The organism is Roseospira marina (assembly GCF_014197855.1).
Lineage (GTDB): Bacteria > Pseudomonadota > Alphaproteobacteria > Rhodospirillales > Rhodospirillaceae > Rhodospira > Rhodospira marina.
Window position 1 is genome coordinate 26,462 of sequence record NZ_JACIGJ010000002.1, and the last position, 18,734, is coordinate 45,195.

The 18,734-nt window shown below is 69.6% G+C and carries 11 protein-coding genes; 9 read left to right on the forward strand and 2 right to left on the reverse strand.

Annotation, left to right across the window (positions count from 1 at the left end; genetic code table 11):
* The first annotated feature begins 15 nt into the window (after positions 1-15).
* From tsaE to GGD82_RS02745, 7 genes are all read left to right on the forward strand, one after another.
* A complete protein-coding gene (gene tsaE / locus GGD82_RS02715) occupies positions 16-510 on the forward strand; it encodes a tRNA (adenosine(37)-N6)-threonylcarbamoyltransferase complex ATPase subunit type 1 TsaE (RefSeq protein ID WP_246163712.1) in 495 nt (164 codons plus the stop codon).
* Positions 507-1,508, forward strand: coding sequence for an aminoglycoside phosphotransferase family protein (locus GGD82_RS02720; protein WP_150061134.1), 1,002 nt, complete (start codon positions 507-509; stop codon positions 1,506-1,508). Before tsaE ends, GGD82_RS02720 begins: the two co-directional genes overlap by 4 nt.
* Positions 1,505-2,287: a nucleotidyltransferase family protein gene (locus GGD82_RS02725; RefSeq protein WP_211364691.1), complete on the forward strand. Its 783-nt coding sequence runs from the start codon at positions 1,505-1,507 to the stop codon at positions 2,285-2,287. Before GGD82_RS02720 ends, GGD82_RS02725 begins: the two co-directional genes overlap by 4 nt.
* A gap of 3 nt (positions 2,288-2,290) precedes the next feature.
* Complete coding sequence (gene addB, locus GGD82_RS02730) at positions 2,291-5,290, forward strand: double-strand break repair protein AddB (RefSeq protein ID WP_150061133.1); 3,000 nt, start codon at positions 2,291-2,293, stop codon at positions 5,288-5,290.
* A complete protein-coding gene (gene addA / locus GGD82_RS02735) occupies positions 5,287-8,826 on the forward strand; it encodes a double-strand break repair helicase AddA (RefSeq protein WP_150061132.1) in 3,540 nt (1,179 codons plus the stop codon). Before addB ends, addA begins: the two co-directional genes overlap by 4 nt.
* A 34-nt stretch (positions 8,827-8,860) precedes the next feature.
* Positions 8,861-10,306, forward strand: coding sequence for a DegQ family serine endoprotease (locus GGD82_RS02740; RefSeq protein WP_150061131.1), 1,446 nt, complete (start codon positions 8,861-8,863; stop codon positions 10,304-10,306).
* Between the two features lie 65 nt (positions 10,307-10,371).
* Positions 10,372-11,679 (forward strand): replication-associated recombination protein A, encoded by a 1,308-nt coding sequence (locus GGD82_RS02745; RefSeq protein ID WP_150061184.1) that lies wholly within the window; start codon positions 10,372-10,374, stop codon positions 11,677-11,679.
* A gap of 137 nt (positions 11,680-11,816) precedes the next feature.
* Here GGD82_RS02745 and GGD82_RS02750 read toward each other — a convergent pair whose 3' ends face one another.
* Positions 11,817-12,644 carry an alkaline phosphatase family protein gene (locus tag GGD82_RS02750; protein ID WP_150061130.1) on the reverse strand — a complete coding sequence of 276 codons (828 nt, stop codon included), beginning with the start codon at positions 12,642-12,644 and terminating at the stop codon, positions 11,817-11,819.
* 230 nt (positions 12,645-12,874) lie between these two features.
* Positions 12,875-15,550: an aconitate hydratase AcnA gene (acnA, locus tag GGD82_RS02755; RefSeq protein WP_150061129.1), complete on the reverse strand. Its 2,676-nt coding sequence runs from the start codon at positions 15,548-15,550 to the stop codon at positions 12,875-12,877.
* Between the two features lie 405 nt (positions 15,551-15,955).
* Here acnA and GGD82_RS02760 point away from each other — a divergent pair, with 405 nt between their 5' ends.
* On the forward strand, positions 15,956-16,747 hold the full coding sequence (locus GGD82_RS02760) for an ABC transporter ATP-binding protein (protein WP_150061128.1): 792 nt from the start codon (positions 15,956-15,958) through the stop codon (positions 16,745-16,747).
* On the forward strand, positions 16,747-18,711 hold the full coding sequence (locus tag GGD82_RS02765) for a long-chain fatty acid--CoA ligase (RefSeq protein ID WP_150061127.1): 1,965 nt from the start codon (positions 16,747-16,749) through the stop codon (positions 18,709-18,711). Before GGD82_RS02760 ends, GGD82_RS02765 begins: the two co-directional genes overlap by 1 nt.
* Positions 18,712-18,734 lie beyond the last annotated feature (23 nt).

The following is an 18,734-nucleotide window of genomic DNA, read 5'->3' on the forward strand; positions in this document are numbered from 1 at the left end:
CGCTAAAACCGGGGCATGATGAACACCCCAACCCAGACCGTGACTGTCCAGCTGCCCGACGAAGCCGCGACACGTCGCCTTGGCGCGGCATTGGCCGGTGCCTTGGGGCCGGGCGATGTCGTGGTTTTGCGGGGGGACCTGGGCGCGGGCAAGACCGCGCTGGCGCGTGCCACCGTCCGGGCGCTGACGGGCGATCCGGATGAGGAGGTGCCGAGCCCCACCTTCACGCTGGTGCAGGTGTACGAGGGCGCGGCCGGTCCGCTCGTGTATCACTACGATCTCTATCGGTTGGAGCACCCCGACGACGTGCTGGAACTGGATCTCGACGACGCCCTGGCTGGTGGCATCGCCTTAATTGAGTGGCCCGATAGGATGGCCGGGTGGCTGCCGCGCGACCGCCTCGACATTACGCTGTCCCACACCGGTGCGACGGCGCGACGCGCGGACCTGACGGGCCAAGGCGCGTGGCGGGGCCGCATGGACAGTCTAGCCCGCCGGGTGACGTCATGAGCGAGCGGGATGATGCGCGCACGGCGTTTCTGGGCCGGGCCGGCTGGGGCGACGCCCAGCGCGGCCGACTGGCCGGCGATGCCTCGTTCCGCTCCTATGACCGTATCGCGCGGTCGGATGACACAGCCGTGCTGATGGACGCCCCCCCGCCTCAGGAGGACGTGCGCCCCTTCACGCGCGTGGCGCGCCATCTGAGGGACCTAGGCTACTCCGCGCCGGAGATCCTGGCCGAGGATACCGAGCACGGCTTCCTGCTGCTGGAGGATCTGGGCGACGCCACGTTCACGTACTGCCTCGCGGCGGGAGCCGACGAAGCGGAGTTGTACGCACTGGCCGTCGACCTGCTGGCCGATCTGCACCGCCGGCCGGTCGCGGCGACGGTGCCAGAGGGCCTCGTGCCGCCCTACGACGATCGCCGTCTGCTGGACGAGGCCGGCTTGTTGCCGGACTGGTACATGGCGGCGGTGCTGGAGACGCCCCTCTCGGCGGAGGCTCGCGCTGAGTATGACGCCGTGTGGCGCGCGGTGTTCCCGCTGGCCCGTGCCGTCCCGAACACGCTGGTGCTGCGCGACTTCCATGTCGACAACCTGTTGGTTCTGGAGGACCGGCCCGCGCCCCGGCGCTGCGGCCTGCTCGACTTCCAGGATGCCGTCGCCGGACCGCTGACCTATGATCTGGTCTCGCTGCTGGAAGACGCCCGCCGCGACCTTGCCCCGGGGCTGGTCGCCGCGATGCGAACCCGCTACCACGCCGCGCGCCCCGGCCTCGACCGGACCGCCTTCGACGCAAGCTGGGCCGTCCTCGCCGCCCAGCGCCACGCCAAGGTGATCGGTATATTCACCCGGTTGGCGCGCCGCGACGGCAAACCGCTGTACCTGACCCACATCGCCCGGGTCTGGCGCCTTCTTGATGCCGCCCTGGGCCATCCGGCGCTCGCCGATGTGCGCGCCTGGATCGACCGCCACATCCCGCCGGAGCGGAGACTCATCCCGTCATGACCCCGACGCGCCTGCCGCATTCCATCCCGATCCCTCCTATCGGTGACGTCACGATTCCCCGCTGCGGGATGGTGCTGGCCGCCGGCAAAGGCTCGCGGATGCGGCCCATCACCAAACGAACCCCGAAACCCCTGATCAAAGTCCGAGGGGTGCCGGTCATCGACTGGACCCTGGATCGCATGGCGACGGTCGGAGTCGAGACCTGCGTGGTGAACGTGCACCACCTCGCGGACGACGTCCGCGCCCATCTCGCCCACCGCAAGACACCCACCATCGTCTTCTCGGACGAGACCGATCAACTCATGGACACCGGTGGCGGCGTGAAAAGGGCGCTGCCCCTGCTGGGACCGGACCCGTTCCTGGTCGCGAACGGGGATATCCTGTGGCTCGACGGCATCCGGCCGGCCCTGACGCGGCTGGCAGAAGCCTGGGACCCGGCGCGCATGGACATGCTGCTGCTTGTGGTGCCGCTGGCCAGCGCCAACGGCTACGAGGGGCGCGGCGACTTCTGCCTGGACGGTTGGGGTCGGCCCCGACGCCGCAAGTCGCACGAGATCGCCCCCTTCGTGCACGGGGGCGTTCTCATCACCACGCCAACCCTGTTCGAGGACACGCCGGACGAGCCGTTCTCGCTCAACCGCCTATTCAACCGCGCCATGGACGAGGAACGCCTTTACGCCACCGTCCATGACGGCGAGTGGTATCATGTGGGCACACCGGCCGCGCTCGCTCTCGCGGAAGCGAAACTGGGCGAGCCGAACTTGTGCAGCGACCAGTAGGGCATGCCGCGCCGCCCATCCCTCTACACCATCGCCCCGACCCGGCCGTTCGTCGATGTGCTGGCGGCGGGCCTGTTGGCGGCCTACGGCACCGATCCGCTCCGGCTTGCCGATGTGACCGTTCTGCTGCCCACGCGGCGGGCCGGCCGCCTGCTGCGGGAGGCGTTTTTGCGCCAGGGCGGCGGCCGTGCGCTCCTGTTGCCGCGCATGATGCCCCTTGGTGACGTCGACGAGGATGATCTGTCCCTGAGTGACGGGGCCGCCCCAGGCGAGGGGGTAGAAGACCTTCCCCCGGCCATTCCCGGCCTGCGCCGCCAGCTTCTGCTCGCCCAGTTGATCCAGGCGCGGCCGTTGCGACCGGATGGCACCCGCCCAACCCCGGAAATCGCGGCCCGGCTGGCGCGCGACCTCGCCGGATTGATGGACCGGGTGCAGACCGAACGCCTGTCCTTCGACCGCCTGACCGAGCTGGTGCCGGACCGCTACGCCGAGCACTGGCGCACCACGGTCGAATTCCTAAGCATCGTGACGGACGTCTGGCCCAGCCTGCTGGAGGCCGAGGGCATGATGGATCCCGCCGACCGCCGCGACCGGCTGATGACCGCGCAGGCGGAGGCGTGGCGTCACAGTCCCCCCGACAGCCCCGTGATCGCGGCCGGGTCCACCGGCTCCATCCCCGCGACGGCCGACCTGATGGCCGTGGTCGCCGGTCTTCCGCAGGGGGCCGTGGTGCTGCCCGGCCTCGACCGGACCATGGACGCGGACAGTTGGGCGGCGCTGGACTGGACCCACCCGCAATTTGGCCTGCGTCGCCTTCTGGAGCGCCTGGGCGTGGAGCGGGAGGCGGTCGCCGACTGGCCGGACGCCATCCCGGCGACCGACACCGCGACCGCACCGGCGGACCGTGCCCGCCTGCTGACGGAGGCCATGCGGCCGGCCCCCACGGCCCACGCGTGGCACGGCGCCCCCGCCCTGCCCGCCGCCACGCTGGACGGCGTCACCCGCATCACCTGCCCGGGACCGCGCGAGGAAGCCGAGACGATCGCCCTGATGATGCGCGAGACCCTGGAGACCCCGGGACGCACGGCCGCCCTAGTGACCTTCGACCGCACGCTGGCGCGGCGGGTCGCCGCCGCCCTGGGCCGCTGGGGCCTGACCGTGGACGATTCGGCGGGCCAGCCGCTCGCCCTGACGCCCCCCGGAACGGTCCTGCGCCTGCTGGCCGCCGCAGCCGCCAGCGATCTGGCCCCCGGTCCGTTGCTTGACCTGCTGCGCCATCCGCTGGTCACCGCCGGGCGGGACGCCGGGCTATTCCGCCGTCAGGTCCGGCGGTTCGAATGCGCGGTGCTGCGCGGCCCCCGGCATGCGGGCGGCTTCGAGGGGCTGCGCCGCGCGGCGTTCAAGGCGGAGTTCGCGGAGGACTCCGGCCCCCTGCGCCTGATCGCCCGCCTTGAGGGCTGCATGGGCGCGTTCTTGGCCGGCATGCAGGGGCCAGAGGTGCCGCTGACCGCGCTGGTCAAGGCGCATATGGAGGCCGCAGAGGCCCTGGCCGAAACCGACACTGAGCCGGGTCCTCTGCGCCTGTGGGCCGGCCCGGCGGGCGAGGCGGCGGCCACCTTCGCCGCCGAACTGGCGGACGCCGCCGACGGCCTCCCCCCTATGGCGCCCCGGCATTATCCGGGCGTGCTCGACGCGCTCCTTGCGGGGCATGTGGTCCGCACCCCCCCCGGCATGGGTCACCCACGGCTGGCGATCCTGGGACCGCTGGAGGCCCGCGTGTGGCACGCCGACCGGATGATCCTGGGTGGCCTCAACGAAGGCTCCTGGCCGCCGGCCGTGGAGGCGGACCCCTGGATGAGCCGCCCCATGCAGGCCGCCTTTGGTCTGCCGCCGCCGGAGCAGCGCATCGGCCTGTCAGCGCACGATTTCACGCAGGCGCTGGGCGCGCCGGAGGTCGCCTTGACCCGAGCGGCGCGGGTCGAGGGCACGCCGACCGTACCCTCCCGCTGGCTGCTGCGGCTGGATGCCGTGACGGCGGCGACCGGACTGGGGGACGCGTGGGCGGCGGCGGCGCACGGCCCCTGGCTTGCCTGGACCGGGCACCTGCGCGCGGTCACACCGACCGAACCCGTACCGCCCCCGGCGCCGACCCCGCCGGTGGAGGCGCGTCCGACGCGCCTGTCGGTCACGCGGATCGAGACCTGGCGCCGCGACCCCTACGGCATCTATGCGCGCTACGTCCTTGGCCTGGAAAAGCTGGCGGATCTGGATCAGCCCCTCGACATGCGGGACTTCGGCATGCTGGTGCATGCCGCCCTGGAAGGGTTTCGCGTCCGCTGGCCGGGACCCCTGCCCCCCGATCCGGAGCGGGAGCTTCTGGCGATTGGGGAAGAGGAGTTCGGCGAAACCCTCGCGGACGCTCATGCCGCCGCGTTCTGGTGGCCGCGCTTCGAGCGCACGGCCGCCTGGATCGTGGCGCAGGAACAGCGCCGCGCCGACACCTTGGACCGCGTGTCCGTGGAGTGCTCCGGCCGCATGACCCTGAGCGGCACGGACCGGCCCTTCACCCTGACCGGCACCGCCGACCGCATCGAACGCCGAACGGACGGCACGCTGGTCCTGGTGGACCACAAGACCGGCATCCCGCCCAGCAAGACGGAGGTCTCGGCCGGTTATGCCCCGCAGCTTCCGTTGGAGGCCGCCATGGTCGCGGCCGGCGCCTTTGCCGACCTGCCGGCCGCCCCGGTGTCCGGCCTGGAATACTGGCGCCTGAAGGGCAACCGGGACGCCCCGGGCGAAATCCGGTCCGTCGCGGACGACCCCACCACCCTTGCCGCCGAGGCGCTGGCCGGCCTGACCGCGCTGGTGAACCTCTACGCCCGGCCGGAGACGCCCTACCCCGCCCGCCCAGTCCCCGACAAGGCGCCGCGCTATTCCGACTACGAGCATCTCGCCCGGGTCGCGGAATGGGCCACGGCCGTGGATGAGGAGGGCGGCGGATGACGCCATCCCCGCACGACCCAAACCCCGCTCCGACCGATCCGGTCGCCCTGGCCGCGCGCGACCAGCGCCGCGCCGCCGATCCGACCGTGTCGGCCTGGGTCGCGGCCAGCGCCGGCTCCGGCAAGACCAAGGTGCTGACCGACCGCGTGCTGAACCTGCTGCTGGCGGGGGCGGCGCCCGAGCGGATCCTGTGCCTGACCTTCACCAAGGCGGCGGCGGCGGAGATGGCGAACCGCATGGCCGCGCGCCTCGCCACATGGTCCGTCACGGACGACGCCTCCCTGGCCCGCGCGCTGGAGGATCTGTCCGGGGAGCGACCGGACCCCGACCGCATGGCCCTGGCCCGGCGCCTGTTCGCACGCGTGCTGGACACCCCCGGCGGCATGCGGATCCAGACCATCCATGCCTTCTGCCAGTCGGTCTTGCGCCGGTTTCCGCTCGAGGCGGGCCTGTCGCCCAGTTTTCAGGTCATGGACGACGCCACCGCCCGCGACGCGGCCGAGACCGCCCTGGGCACCGTGCTGAACAAGGCCGGCGGGGCTGATCCGATGACGGACCCGCTCACGGCGGCGCTGGCGACCGTGACCAGCCGGGTGTCGGAGGACCGCTTCCCCAAGCTGATGGCGGCGATGAAAAACCAGGCGCCGCGCCTGCGCCGGCTGTTCGCGGCCCGAGGCGGGCTGGCGGCCGTGCGGACGGCCACCTACGACCGGCTCGGCGTCGCCGAGGGGGCCACGCCGGAGACCCTGGACCGGGCCGCCTGCGCCGAGGAGGCATTTGATGGCCCCGGCCTGCGGGCCGCCGCCGCGATCCTCGCCCAAGGCACCAAGACCGACCAGGGCAAGGGGGACGCGCTCGCGGCCTTTCTGGCAGCGGACCCAGATGACCGGCTGGAGTTGTTGCCGGCACACGAGAAAACGTTCTTCGACAGCAAGGGCCAGCCACGCGACACCGAGAAGATGACCACGAAGGGTCTTCACACCAAGAACCCCGAGGTTCTCGATATCCTGGCCCAGGAGCGGGACCGCCTGATCCGCCTGCGGGCGGCTCGGCAGGCCGCGTCCGTGGCCGAGGCGACGGGGGCGCTGCTGACGGTCGCGGATGCCTACCTGCGCGTTCTGGCGGCGTACAAGGACGCCCGCGCGCTGCTGGACTTCGATGACCTCGTGCAGCACACCCGCACCCTGCTGGAGCGCGCGGACGGCGCCGCCTGGGTGCTCTACAAGCTCGACGGCGGCATCGACCACTTGCTGATCGACGAAGCCCAGGACACCAGCCCGGACCAGTGGGCGGTCGCGCGCACCCTGACCGAGGAGTTCCACGCCGGTCTCGGCCGCGAGGGGCCCCACGGCGACGGCCTGCCGCCCACCCGCACCGTGTTCGCCGTCGGCGACCGCAAGCAGTCGATCTACAGCTTTCAGGGCGCCGACCCAGCCGGGTTCGAGGCCATGCGCACGCGCGTCGGGGAGCGGGTGCGCGTCACCGGCCAGCGGTTCGAGGACGTGGGTCTGCACGTCTCCTTCCGCTCCACCCCGGCGGTGCTGGAGGCCGTGAACCGGGTGTTCGCCCAGCCGGACGCCCGCGACGGCGTCGCCCTGGGGGACGAGGACATCACCCACACGCCCGCCCGGGTGGGACAAGCGGGCATGGTCGAGGTGTGGCCGCCCGTCGATCCTCCCGAGCTGCCGGACCCCGAGCCCTGGAAGCCGCCGGTGGAGCGCCTGCGGGTGGAAAGCGCCCCGAGCCGGCTGGCTCGCGTGCTGGCGGCCCGCATTCACCGCATGATCACGGCGGGGGAGCGACTGGAGGCACGGGACCGCCCGATCCGGGCCGGCGACATTCTCGTGCTGGTGCGGCGGCGCACCGGCTTCGTCACCGACCTGACGCGCGCCCTGAAGACGCTGGGCGTCGCGGTGGCCGGCGCCGACCGCATGGTGCTGACCGACCAGATCGCCGTCATGGACCTGATCGCGCTCGGCAACGCCCTGCTGCTGCCGGAGGACGACCTCACCCTGGCGACGGTCCTGAAGGGGCCGCTGATCGGCCTGACGGAGGAGGAGCTGTTCACCCTCGCCCATGGCCGGGCGTCGGGCGAACGGCTTTGGCACCGGCTGGAGGCCCGAGCCGGCGCCGACGACGCCTTTGGCGCCGCCTGGGCGACGCTGGCGGACCTGATGGCCCGCGTGGACCGGCTGCCGCCGCACGAACTGTACGCCCGGATCCTCGATCACCAGGGAGGACGGCGCGGCCTGCTGGCCCGGCTCGGCCCCGAGGCGGACGACCCGATCGACGAGTTCATGGCGCTCGCCCTGGCCCACGACCGCAACCAGCCACCCTCGCTGGGCGCCTTCCTGCGGTCCCTCGCCGTCGCCGACACCGAGATCAAGCGCGACCTGGAGCACGGCGGCGCGGCGGTGCGTGTGATGACCGTGCATGGCTCCAAAGGCCTCCAGGCGCCGGTGGTGATTCTACCGGATACGCTGTCGCTGCCGCACCGGGGCGACACCCACGTCTATTTCGACGGCCCGGCCGAGGACGACGCGGCCCTGCTGCTGTGGCCCCCGCGCGCCGCCGACCGCGACCCGGTCACCCAGGCGTTGGAGGACGCCCGCGTGGCGGCGGAAGAGCGGGAGTACCGCCGCCTTCTCTACGTCGCCCTGACGCGGGCCGAGGATCGGTTGATCCTGTGCGGCTGGAACACGCGCAAGGCCGCGCCGGACGCGGCGTGGCACCCGGTTGTGACGCGGGCGCTCACCGGCTTTGCGACCAAGGCGGCCGACCCCGCGCTTCTCGCCTGCGGCCTGGACGAAGACGGCGCAACCATCCTACGCCATCGCTCCGCCCAGACCCGGCCGCCGCGGGGGGACGCCCCGGACGTCTCCGACGCCGCGCCCGACACGACGGAGCCGCCATGGCTCCATACCGCCCCGGCGCCCGATCCGCGCCCATCGCGCCCGCTGGCGCCGTCGGAGGCACCGGCCGATCCGCCGCCCGTCTCGCCCCTGGAGGCGGGCGCCGGCCCCGGGCGCTTCCGGCGCGGCCTGCTGGTGCACCGGCTGTTGCAGCACCTGCCCGGTGTTCCTCCGGCAGACCGAGCGGACGCGGCGTGGGCGTGGCTGTCGCGGCCGGCCCATGGCCTGGACGCGGAGACCGCCGAGGCGCTGGCCGGCGAGGTCCTGGCGGTCCTGGACCACCCCGAGCTGGCCGCCGTGTTCGGCCCCGGGTCGCGCGCCGAGGTGCCGATCGTCGGCGTGGTGGACACCGCCGTGGTCTCCGGTCAGGTGGACCGCCTGCATGTCACGCCGGAGCGAGTGACGGTAGTCGATTTCAAGACCAGCCGCCCGGCCCCCACGGATCCGGACCTTGTCCCCTCCGCCTACCTGCGCCAGATGGCGCTGTACCGCGCCGTGCTGACCCAGGTGTACCCGGACCGTCCCATCGTCTGCGCCCTGGTGTGGACCGCTGGCCCCGGTGTCATGGTGCTGGATCCGGCCCGGCTGGACGCGACGATTGCCCCGGCCGGATGTGCGTCCTAGATCTGCCGGGACGTTTCCGAACAGGTGCTTTCCTATGCCTCGCCGATCTCCACTCGTCTTCCGTTTGCGTTATCTCCGCCCGCTGGCCGCCCTGTGTGTCGGCCTTGTCCTGCTGAGCGCCGCACCGCCCCCCCTTGCCGCGCAGGAGGTCCCGTCGTCCCGGGCCGAGATCGCCCTGTCATTCGCGCCGGTGGTCCAAAGCGCCACACCGGCGGTCGTGAACATCTACAGCCGCCGTGTCGTGCACGAGCGCACCATGCCGCGCCTGTTCGACGATCCGGTGTTCCGCCACTTTTTCGGCGGGCCGCTGGCCCCGTCGCGCCCGCGCGAGCGGGTGGAGAACGCGCTGGGCTCCGGCGTGATCGTGCGGCCCAACGGCATCATCCTGACCAACAACCACGTCATTGAGGGCGCGGACGAGATCACGGTGGTCCTGCACGACCGGCGTGAATACGATGCCACACTGCTGGGCACCGACGAGCGCACCGATCTGGCCGTGCTGTCCATTGACGTCGGTGACGAGGCCCTGCCCGCCCTGACGCTGGGCGATTCCGACTCCCTGGCGGTCGGTGACCTGGTGCTCGCCATCGGCAACCCGTTCGGTGTGGGGCAGACGGTGACCATGGGCATTGTCTCCGCGCTGGCGCGCAGCACGGGCGGCCTGAGCGACTATCAGTCCTTCATCCAGACCGACGCCGCCATCAACCCCGGAAACTCGGGCGGTGCGCTGGTGGACATGAGCGGCCGGTTGGTCGGCATCAACACCGCGATCTACAGCAAGGACGGCGGCAACGTCGGCATCGGTTTCGCCATTCCCTCCGCCATGGCGCGCGTCGTCGTCGACAGTCTGATCGCCGGCAAGCGGGTCACACGGCCGTGGCTCGGCATCGACGGCCAATCCGTCACCAGCGATATCGCCCGGTCCCTGGGCCTGCCGCGTCCGAACGGGGTGCTGCTGTCCGACGTGCTGCCGGATGGCCCCGGTCAGAAAGCCGGCCTGAAACGGGGCGACCTCGTGCTCACATACGACGGCCACCCGGTGGACGACGAGGAGGCCCTGCGCTACCGCGTCGGCGCCAGCGCCGTCGGCGGGACGGTGACGCTGCATGTCCTGCGCGATGGCCGAGAGCTCGATGTCGCTGTGCCCCTGCTGGCGCCACCGGAGACCCCGCCGCGCGACACCACCCAGCTTCGCGGACGCCATCCGTTCAACGGCGTCACGGTCGCCAACCTGAACCCGGCGCTGGCCGAGGAACTGGGTTTGCCGCACGGGCTGGGAACCGTGGTGGTCATGGGCATCGCTCAGGGCAGCCCGGCGCTGCGCATCGGCCTCCGCCCTGGCGACATCGTCGCGGAGGTCAATGGCCAGCCCCCCGATACGGTCCAGGACCTGGACCGCCTGATGCAACGCACCGGCCCGCCCTGGCGCCTCGAACTGGTGCGCGACGGACGCCGGCTACGGGTGGCGGTGGGCGGATGAGCGATCTGTTCGGCGACAGCACGCGGAGTGGATCCGGGGGCGGTCCCAGCCTCGCGACGGCGCGGATGGAGCCCGATCCGAACGATCCGTCGCGCCCGCTCGCCGACCGCTTGCGCCCCCGCACGCTGGAGGAAGTGGTCGGGCAGGATCACCTGCTCGGGTCGGGGGGGCCCCTGCGCAAGATGCTGGAGGCCGGGCGCCTCGCCTCCATCGTGTTCTGGGGGCCGCCCGGCTGCGGCAAGACCACCATCGCCCGCCTTCTGGCCCGGCATGTGGACCTGCATTTCGAGCCCTTGTCCGCCGTCTTTTCGGGCGTCGCCGATCTGCGCAAGGTGTTCCAGGCGGCGCGCGAACGCCGCCGGCACGAGGGCCGGGGCACCCTTTTGTTCGTGGACGAGATCCACCGCTTCAACCGCGCCCAGCAGGATGGATTCCTGCCGTATGTCGAGGACGGCACGGTGGTGCTGGTCGGTGCCACCACCGAAAATCCCAGCTTCGAGCTGAACGCCGCCCTGCTGTCGCGGATGCGGGTGTTCGTGCTGAACCGTCTGGACGATGGCGGCCTCGAGACGATGCTGGCCCGGGCGGAGAGCGCAGCCGCGCTGCCCCTACCCGTTACCGACGAGGCCCGGGCGGCCCTGCGCGGCATGGCGGACGGAGACGGCCGTTATCTGCTGACCCTGGTGGAGGCGCTGTTCGCCATCCAGGCGGCCGAGGGCGCGGACATGGCGCCGCTGGATCCGGATGGGCTGGCCCAGGTCGCCCAACGGCGCGCTCCCGTGTACGACAAGGACCGAGAGGAGCACTACAACCTCATCTCCGCCCTGCACAAATCCCTGCGCGGCTCCGACGCCGACGCCGCGCTGTACTGGCTGGCCCGCATGCTGGGGGGCGGCGAGGATCCGGCCTACATCCTGCGCCGGCTGACGCGGTTTGCGGTCGAGGATATCGGGCTCGCCGATCCCGGTGCCCTCGAACAGTCCATCGCCGCGTGGGACACGTACGACCGCCTCGGCAGCCCGGAGGGCGACCTCGCCATCGCGCATCTGGTGCTCTATCTGGGGACCGCGCCCAAGAGCAACGCGGGCTATGCCGCCTATGGCGCCGCCCGGCGCGCAGCGCGCAAGACCGGCAGCCTGATGCCGCCCAAGCACATCCTCAACGCCCCCACCAAGATGATGAAGGAGCTGGGGTACAGCGACGGCTACCAGTACGACCACGACGCCGAGGACGGGTTCTCCGGTCAGAACTATTTCCCGGAGGGCATGGCGCGCGAGCGGTTCTATGCGCCGCCGGATCGTGGGTTCGAGCGCGAAATCCGCAAGCGGCTGGCCTATTGGGACAAGCTGCGCGCCAAGAGGGGCGAGGGTTAGGTCCGGCCGACGAAACGATCGGCTCGTTCATCGACCGACCGGCATCGACCGACCGGCATCGACCGACCGGCGCGACCGTGCCCCGAAGAGGCGGAGGCCCTGAGACAGACGCGTCCGTCTCAGGGCCGGTCCTCCAATCAAATAAGACTCGGCGCGGTCATGCTGGGCGCCGGGTCGAGCCCCATCAGGCGCAAAACGGTCGGCGCGACGGCGCGCTGGTCGGCGGGCGGTGTGTCGTCGGACCAGTCCACGCCCTCGGGCGGGTCGATCAGATAGAACGGTACCTCGCGCACCGCTGGCTCGGTGCCACCGTGGAAGCCATCGGCGCACATGCCATGGTCGGCGGTGACGATGACGCGATAGCCAGCTTCCCGCCAGCCCGGCACCCGCTGCGCCAACAGATCATCCGACAGCGCCGCCGCGCGGCGATAGGGCACGGACTCGCCGCCCGACTCATGGCCGACGTAATCACAGGCCATCGGATGCACGAGCAGCAGGTCGGGCGCGCACCGCCGCACCATCCGTTCCGCCATCCAGTACACCTCCGGATCCGGAAACGGCGTCATCAGGTAGAAGCGGCCATGCTGAATCGGACCGGGGCCATCGTCCAGTTCCCGGTCGTCCACAGGATCGAACGGCAGGCCGTTGGCCAGTTCCGCAAACCAGGAGAAGGCCACAGCCGCCGTCACGCGCCCGGCCGCGCGGGCCTCGGTGAAGATGGATCGGAATTCCGAGCGGCGGATCACATAGTTCGATGTGATGCCGTGATCGGCGGGCGCCAAGCCGGTCATGATCGACTCATAGGCCGGCCGTGAGAGGCTGGGCAGCACGGAGGTGACGGTGCGCCGACGCGCCGCGCCGGCCGCCACCAACCCCTCCAGAAAGCCCATCTCGCGGACCGCCGTGGTGAGCCCCAGGCCGTCGATCACGACCAGAATGACCTTACCGGCTTCGTGAGACGTCATGGAATCCCCTCCGCAGCCCGTGGTCAAAAAAACGCAGGCGGAAGATCGCCTCCCCCGCCCGGCTTGCGATGACGTTATCCCAACGGCATCTGAAGATGGCCGTTGGAGTTCGTCGCCAGCCCGTCCCCTCACCCGGCCACCCAACGCCCGTATCCTAGGGGTGGCGGGGTGGGGGGGGCGCGGGCTGGTACCGAATCAGGCGGGTGAGCTGAGCTCACCCGCCGTTTGCGTTACGCCGCCGCCAGCGAGCGCAGCACATACTGGAGAATGCCGCCGTTGCGGAAGTACTCCAACTCGTCCAGCGTATCGATGCGGCAGGTCGTCACGACCTCCTCGCTCGACCCGTCGGCGCGGGTGATCGTGACCGTCACGTCCTGGCGCGGCGTGATGTCGGCCACACCGGTGATGGTGAAGGTTTCGGAGCCGTCCAGGCCCAGGGTCTTGCGGGTCGCGCCGTCCTTGAACTGCAACGGCAGCACACCCATGCCGACGAGGTTGGAGCGGTGGATGCGCTCAAAGCTCTCCACGATCACCGCCTTCACGCCCAGCAGAACGGTGCCTTTGGCCGCCCAGTCGCGGGACGAGCCGGTACCGTACTCCTTGCCGGCCACCACGACCAACGGCACGCCCTCGCCCTTGTAAGCCATGGCGGCGTCGTAGATCGGCATCACCGTGCCCTCGGGCAGGTGCTTGGTCACGCCGCCCTCGCTGCCCGGCACCATCTCGTTCTTGATGCGGATGTTGGCGAACGTGCCGCGCATCATGACCTCGTGGTTGCCGCGCCGCGAGCCGTAGCTGTTGAACTCGCGCACCGGCACCTGATGGCCCTGGAGGTAGTGCCCCGCCGGGCTGTCGCCCTTGATGGAGCCGGCCGGCGAGATGTGGTCGGTGGTGACACTGTCGGCCAGCACCGCCAGCGGCCGCGCGTTCACGATATCGGTCGGCGGCTTCGGGGTCATGTCCATGCCCTCGAAATACGGCGGGTTCTGCACGTACGTCGAACCCGGGGCCCATTCGTAGGTCTTGCCTTCGGCCACCTGGATGGACTTCCACTGCGCCGGCCCGTCGAACACGTTGCCATAGCGGGCGTTGAACATCTCCGCCTTGACGTTGGCGGTGACGGCCTCGGCCACGTCGTGGGCGCTCGGCCAGATGTCCTTAAGGTAGACGGGGTTGCCGTCCGTGTCCTCGCCCAGCGGCTCCGTGGTCAGATCCTTCGCCATCGTACCGGCGATGGCGTAGGCCACCACCAGCGGCGGCGAGGCCAGGTAGTTCGCGCGCACCTGCGGGCTGATCCGGCCCTCGAAGTTCCGGTTGCCCGACAGCACCGCCCCGGCCACCAGACCATTGTCGTCGATGGCGTCGGCAATGGGACCGTCGAGCGGGCCGCTGTTGCCGATGCAGGTGGTGCACCCGTAGCCGGCGATGTTGAAGCCGAGCGCATTCAGCGGGTCCTGAAGGCCGGCCTTCGCCAGATAGTCCGTCACCACCTGGGACCCGGGCGCCAGCGAGGTCTTGACCCAAGGCTTGCGGGTCAGCCCCTTGGCGACCGCATTCTTGGCCAGCAGACCGGCGGCCAGCAGCACGGACGGGTTCGAGGTGTTGGTGCAGGACGTGATGGCCGCGATCACGACGTCGCCATCCGACAGGGAGTAGTCCGCGCCCTCGACCGGCACGGTGCGGGGCTCGCCCTGCGCGGCCATGTCCTTCAGCGCTTCGGCAAAGGCGCCAGCGGCCCCGGACAGCGCAATGCGATCCTGCGGCCGACGCGGACCGGCCAGGGACGGCTCGACATCGCCCAGATCCAGTTCCAGCGTGTCGGTGTAGACCGGCTCCGGCGCGGCATCGTCGCGCCACATGCCCTGGGCCTTGGCGTAGGCCTCGACCAGCGCGACCTGCTCATCCGAACGGCCGGTATCGCGCAGGTAGCGCAGCGTCTCGCTGTCGATCGGGAAGATGCCGCAGGTGGCGCCGTACTCGGGCGCCATGTTGGCGATGGTGGCGCGGTCGGCCAGCGGCATGCTGGCAAGACCCGGGCCGAAGTACTCGACGAACTTGCCCACCACGCCCTTGGCGCGGAGCATTTGGGTCACGGTCAGTACCAAGTCGGTAGCCGTGGTGCCCTCTTTCAGGGAGCCCGTCAGCTTGAAGCCGATGACCTCAGGGATCAGCATGGAGACCGGCTGACCGAGCATGGCGGCCTCGGCCTCGATACCACCGACACCCCAGCCCAGCACACCCAGGCCGTTGACCATGGTCGTGTGACTATCGGTGCCCACCAGGGTATCCGGATAGGCCACCATTTTGCCGGTCTGGTCCTCGCTCGACCACACGGTGCGGGCCAGATACTCCAGGTTCACCTGATGGCAGATACCAACACCCGGCGGCACGACACGGAAGTTGTCGAACGCCTTCTGACCCCAGCGCAGGAACGCATAGCGCTCCCCATTGCGCTCGAACTCCAGGTCCATGTTCCGCTCCAGCGCGTCGGCGCTGGCGTAATGGTCCACCATTACCGAGTGGTCGATCACCAGATCGACCGGCGACAGTGGATTGATGCGCTCCGGATCGCCGCCCAGGGCGGTCATGGCCTCTCGCATCGCGGCGAGGTCGACCACCGCCGGCACGCCGGTGAAGTCCTGCATCAGAACCCGCGCCGGCCGATAAGCGATCTCCCGAGTCGAGCTTCGGGTTTCCAGCCAGGCCGCGACGGCCTTGACGTCGTCGATGGTGACCGTGCGGCCGTCCTCATGGCGGAGCATGTTTTCGAGCAGCACCTTCAGAGAGAACGGCAGGCGCGAGATGTCGCCCAACCCCGCGTCTGCGAGGGAAAAATAGTCGTACTGGGCGTCACCGACCGAGAGGGTACGACGGGCCTTCAGGGTATCCTGACCTGTGGCTCCCACGGGCGTCCTCCATATCTGAATGCGATGGGTCGTGGCACGCTTGCGGGTATACGATGGATACCCGACACGGCAGCGGGTTTTTGGTCGCTTAACCCATTCCCCGCGCGGTGTCCAGATTTGGGCCGGTTTCCGACCCGCCGCGTCGGTCGGATAAACGGGCGCGCCAACCCGTAAGTTCCTTCTTTACGCATACGAGCCGGAAATTCCGTAACGGGCTCAAGGCCCTTCCCCGTTCCCGCTGCACCGCACACAGACGTAGCAATTTCAAAGATTTGTGACGCTTGACCCCAAGCGCGGAACCAGGGTACCAACAGATGACGCGGAGTACAGAATGGTCGTATAAGGCCGGCGCTGCGTAACAAAATGAAAGCCCCACAAGAGGGCGCCAGGGAGGAAGGGAGCGGCATGTCCGAAGAGACGGCCATCCTCGACGTGCGGGCGGTGTCCCTGCAATTCGGGGGCGTGCGAGCCCTATCCGGCGTGACCTTTTCGGTCGCGAAGGGTGAACTGTTCGCCATCATCGGCCCGAACGGGGCCGGCAAGACCTCGATGATGAATTGTATTTCCGGGCGGTACACACCGACGGACGGTCGGGTCGTGTTCAAGGGACGCGACGTCACCGACCTGAAGCCAAACCAGCGCGCCGACCTTGGAATCGGCCGGACATTCCAGAATCTGGCCCTGTTCGGCCATATGAGTGTGCTCGACAATATCATGGTCGGCCGCCACCATTTGTTGAAGAACGGGTTTCTGTCCGGCGCACTGTACTGGGGACTTGCCCAGCGGGAAGAGTTGTCCCACCGCCGCGCCGTCGAGGACATCATCGACTTCCTCGAAATTACCCACATCCGCAAGGCGATGGCCGGCACGCTGTCGTACGGCCTGCGCAAGCGCGTCGAACTGGCGCGCGCCATCGCGCTGAAGCCGGACCTGATCCTCCTGGACGAGCCGATGGCCGGCATGAACTTGGAGGAAAAGGAGGACATGGCCCGCTTCATCATCGACCTCAACGAGGAGTGGGGCATATCGGTCATCATGATCGAGCACGACATGGGCGTGGTCATGGACATTTCCCACCGTGTCGCCGTGCTGGACTTCGGCCAGAAGATCGCGGAGGGCCTGCCCGACGAGATCATGAGCAACCCGCGCGTCAAGACCGCCTACCTCGGCGAGGACGACGCGGAGGAGGTCGCCTGATGGCCCGCAAGCGGAACCAGAAGACGACGCCCGAGTTCGGCGATGTGCGCCGGTTCGATACCTTCCCGAAGCTGCTGGCCTACAACGCCCGCGCCTACGGCCACGAGGTCGTCATGCGGGAGAAGGAATTCGGCATCTGGAACGCATTCACCTTCACCGACTATGAGCGCAAGGTCCGCCAGTACGCGCTGGGTCTGCGCTCGCTCGGCATCGAGCGCGGCGACTGTGTCGGTCTGCTGGGGGCCAACCGACCGGAATGGGTCTGGGGCGAGGTCGCGGCCCATGCCATCGGGGCGACATCGCTGGGCATCTACCGCGACGCCCTGGGTGAGGAGGTCGCCTATCTGATCCAGGCCGCCCAGATCAAGGCCGTGATCTGCGAAGACGAGGAGCAGGTCGACAAGCTGATCGAGTTGGGCGATCAGATCCCGTCGGTGACGGTCATCGTCTACTGCGACCCGCGCGGCATGCGAAAGTACACCGATGCGCGCCTGATCGCGGAGACGGAGCTGTGTTCCCGCGGCGACTTGCTGAACCGTGCCCGGCCCACGCTCTATGACGATGAAGTGGAAAAGGGCTCCGGCGAGGACGTGTCGATCCTGTGCACGACCTCCGGCACGACCAGCAAGCCGAAGCTGGCCATGCTGCAATCGGGCCATTTCCTGCGCCATTGCCTCGATTACCTGACCGCCGATCCGAAGTGCCCGGGCGACGACTACGTCTCCGTCCTGCCGCTGCCCTGGATCATGGAGCAGGTCTACGTCGTCGGGCAGCAGTTGATTGCCCGGAACATCATCAACTTCGTCGAGGACGAGGAAACCACGATGGCCGATCTGCGCGAGATCGGCCCGACCTTCGTCCTGCTGGCGCCGCGGGTTTGGGAAAGCATCGCCGCCGAGGTGCGCGCGCGCATGATGGACAGCACGCCCTTCAAGCGCTTCATGTTCGCGTGGGGCATGAAGATCGGCAAGAAAGCCGCGGCGGAAAAACGGCAATCCTGGTTCGCAGACTTGATCCTGTTCCGGGCGCTGCGGGACCGCTATGGGTTCTCGTTCCTGACCTCGGCCGCCACCGGCGGCGCCGCCATGGGGCCGGAGACGTTCACGTTCTTCCACGCCATGGGCGTGCCGCTGAAGCAGCTTTACGGCCAGACGGAACTGGCCGGCGCCTACACCATCCATCGCGGCGACGACATCGACCCCGAGACCGTCGGCCTGCCCTTCGACGAGTCCGCCGTGCGCATCAACGACCCGGACGACGAAGGCGTCGGCGAGATCGTCGGGCGCAGCCAGGGCATGTTCCTGGGGTACTACAAGAACGAGGCCGCCACGAACGCCGACCTGCGGGACGGTTGGCTGTACACCGGCGACGCCGGCTACATGGACACCCGCAGCGGCCATCTGGTGGTCATCGACCGGGTCAAGGACCTCGCCAACACGGCGACGGGGGTCCGCTTCTCGCCGCAGTACATCGAGAACAAGCTGAAGTTCTCCGCCTTCGTCGCGGAGGCCGTCATTCTGGGCCGCGACCTGCCCTATCTGGCCGCCATGATCTGCATCCGCTGGTCCATCGTGTCCAAATGGGCGGAGCAGAAGGGCATCAGTTTCACCAACTACACCAACCTGTCGGCCCAGCCGGAGGTCTACGCCCTGCTGCGCGAGGAGGTGGAGCGCGTCAACGATACCCTGCCCGAGGCCCAGCGCATCCGAAAATTCCTGTTGCTGTACAAGGAGTTGGACCCGGACGACGGCGAACTGACCCGGACCCGCAAAGTCCGCCGAGGCGTCATCGCCGAGAAATACGCTCAGGAGATCGAGGCGATCTACGCCGGGCGCGACGCCATCGACGTGGACACGACCATCACGTTCCAGGACGGCAGCACCGCGCGCATCCAGACCACCTTGCGGGTGGAGACCCTGCTGCCGCCGGACAACGGCTCCCCAGCCCGGCAGGCGGCGGAGTAACGGCGGCGCGCGACCACACAAGA

Bases quoted from the DNA above. Each gene is read 5' to 3' on its own strand.
- tsaE (WP_246163712.1), top strand. From the start codon at position 16: ATGATGAACACCCCAACCCAGACCGTGACTGTCCAGCTGCCCGACGAA.
- GGD82_RS02720 (WP_150061134.1), top strand. From the start codon at position 507: ATGAGCGAGCGGGATGATGCGCGCACGGCGTTTCTGGGCCGGGCCGGC.
- GGD82_RS02725 (WP_211364691.1), top strand. From the start codon at position 1,505: ATGACCCCGACGCGCCTGCCGCATTCCATCCCGATCCCTCCTATCGGT.
- addB (WP_150061133.1), top strand. From the start codon at position 2,291: ATGCCGCGCCGCCCATCCCTCTACACCATCGCCCCGACCCGGCCGTTC.
- addA (WP_150061132.1), top strand. From the start codon at position 5,287: ATGACGCCATCCCCGCACGACCCAAACCCCGCTCCGACCGATCCGGTC.
- GGD82_RS02740 (WP_150061131.1), top strand. From the start codon at position 8,861: ATGCCTCGCCGATCTCCACTCGTCTTCCGTTTGCGTTATCTCCGCCCG.
- GGD82_RS02745 (WP_150061184.1), top strand. From the start codon at position 10,372: ATGGAGCCCGATCCGAACGATCCGTCGCGCCCGCTCGCCGACCGCTTG.
- GGD82_RS02750 (WP_150061130.1), bottom strand. From the start codon at position 12,644: ATGACGTCTCACGAAGCCGGTAAGGTCATTCTGGTCGTGATCGACGGC.
- GGD82_RS02760 (WP_150061128.1), top strand. From the start codon at position 15,956: ATGTCCGAAGAGACGGCCATCCTCGACGTGCGGGCGGTGTCCCTGCAA.
- GGD82_RS02765 (WP_150061127.1), top strand. From the start codon at position 16,747: ATGGCCCGCAAGCGGAACCAGAAGACGACGCCCGAGTTCGGCGATGTG.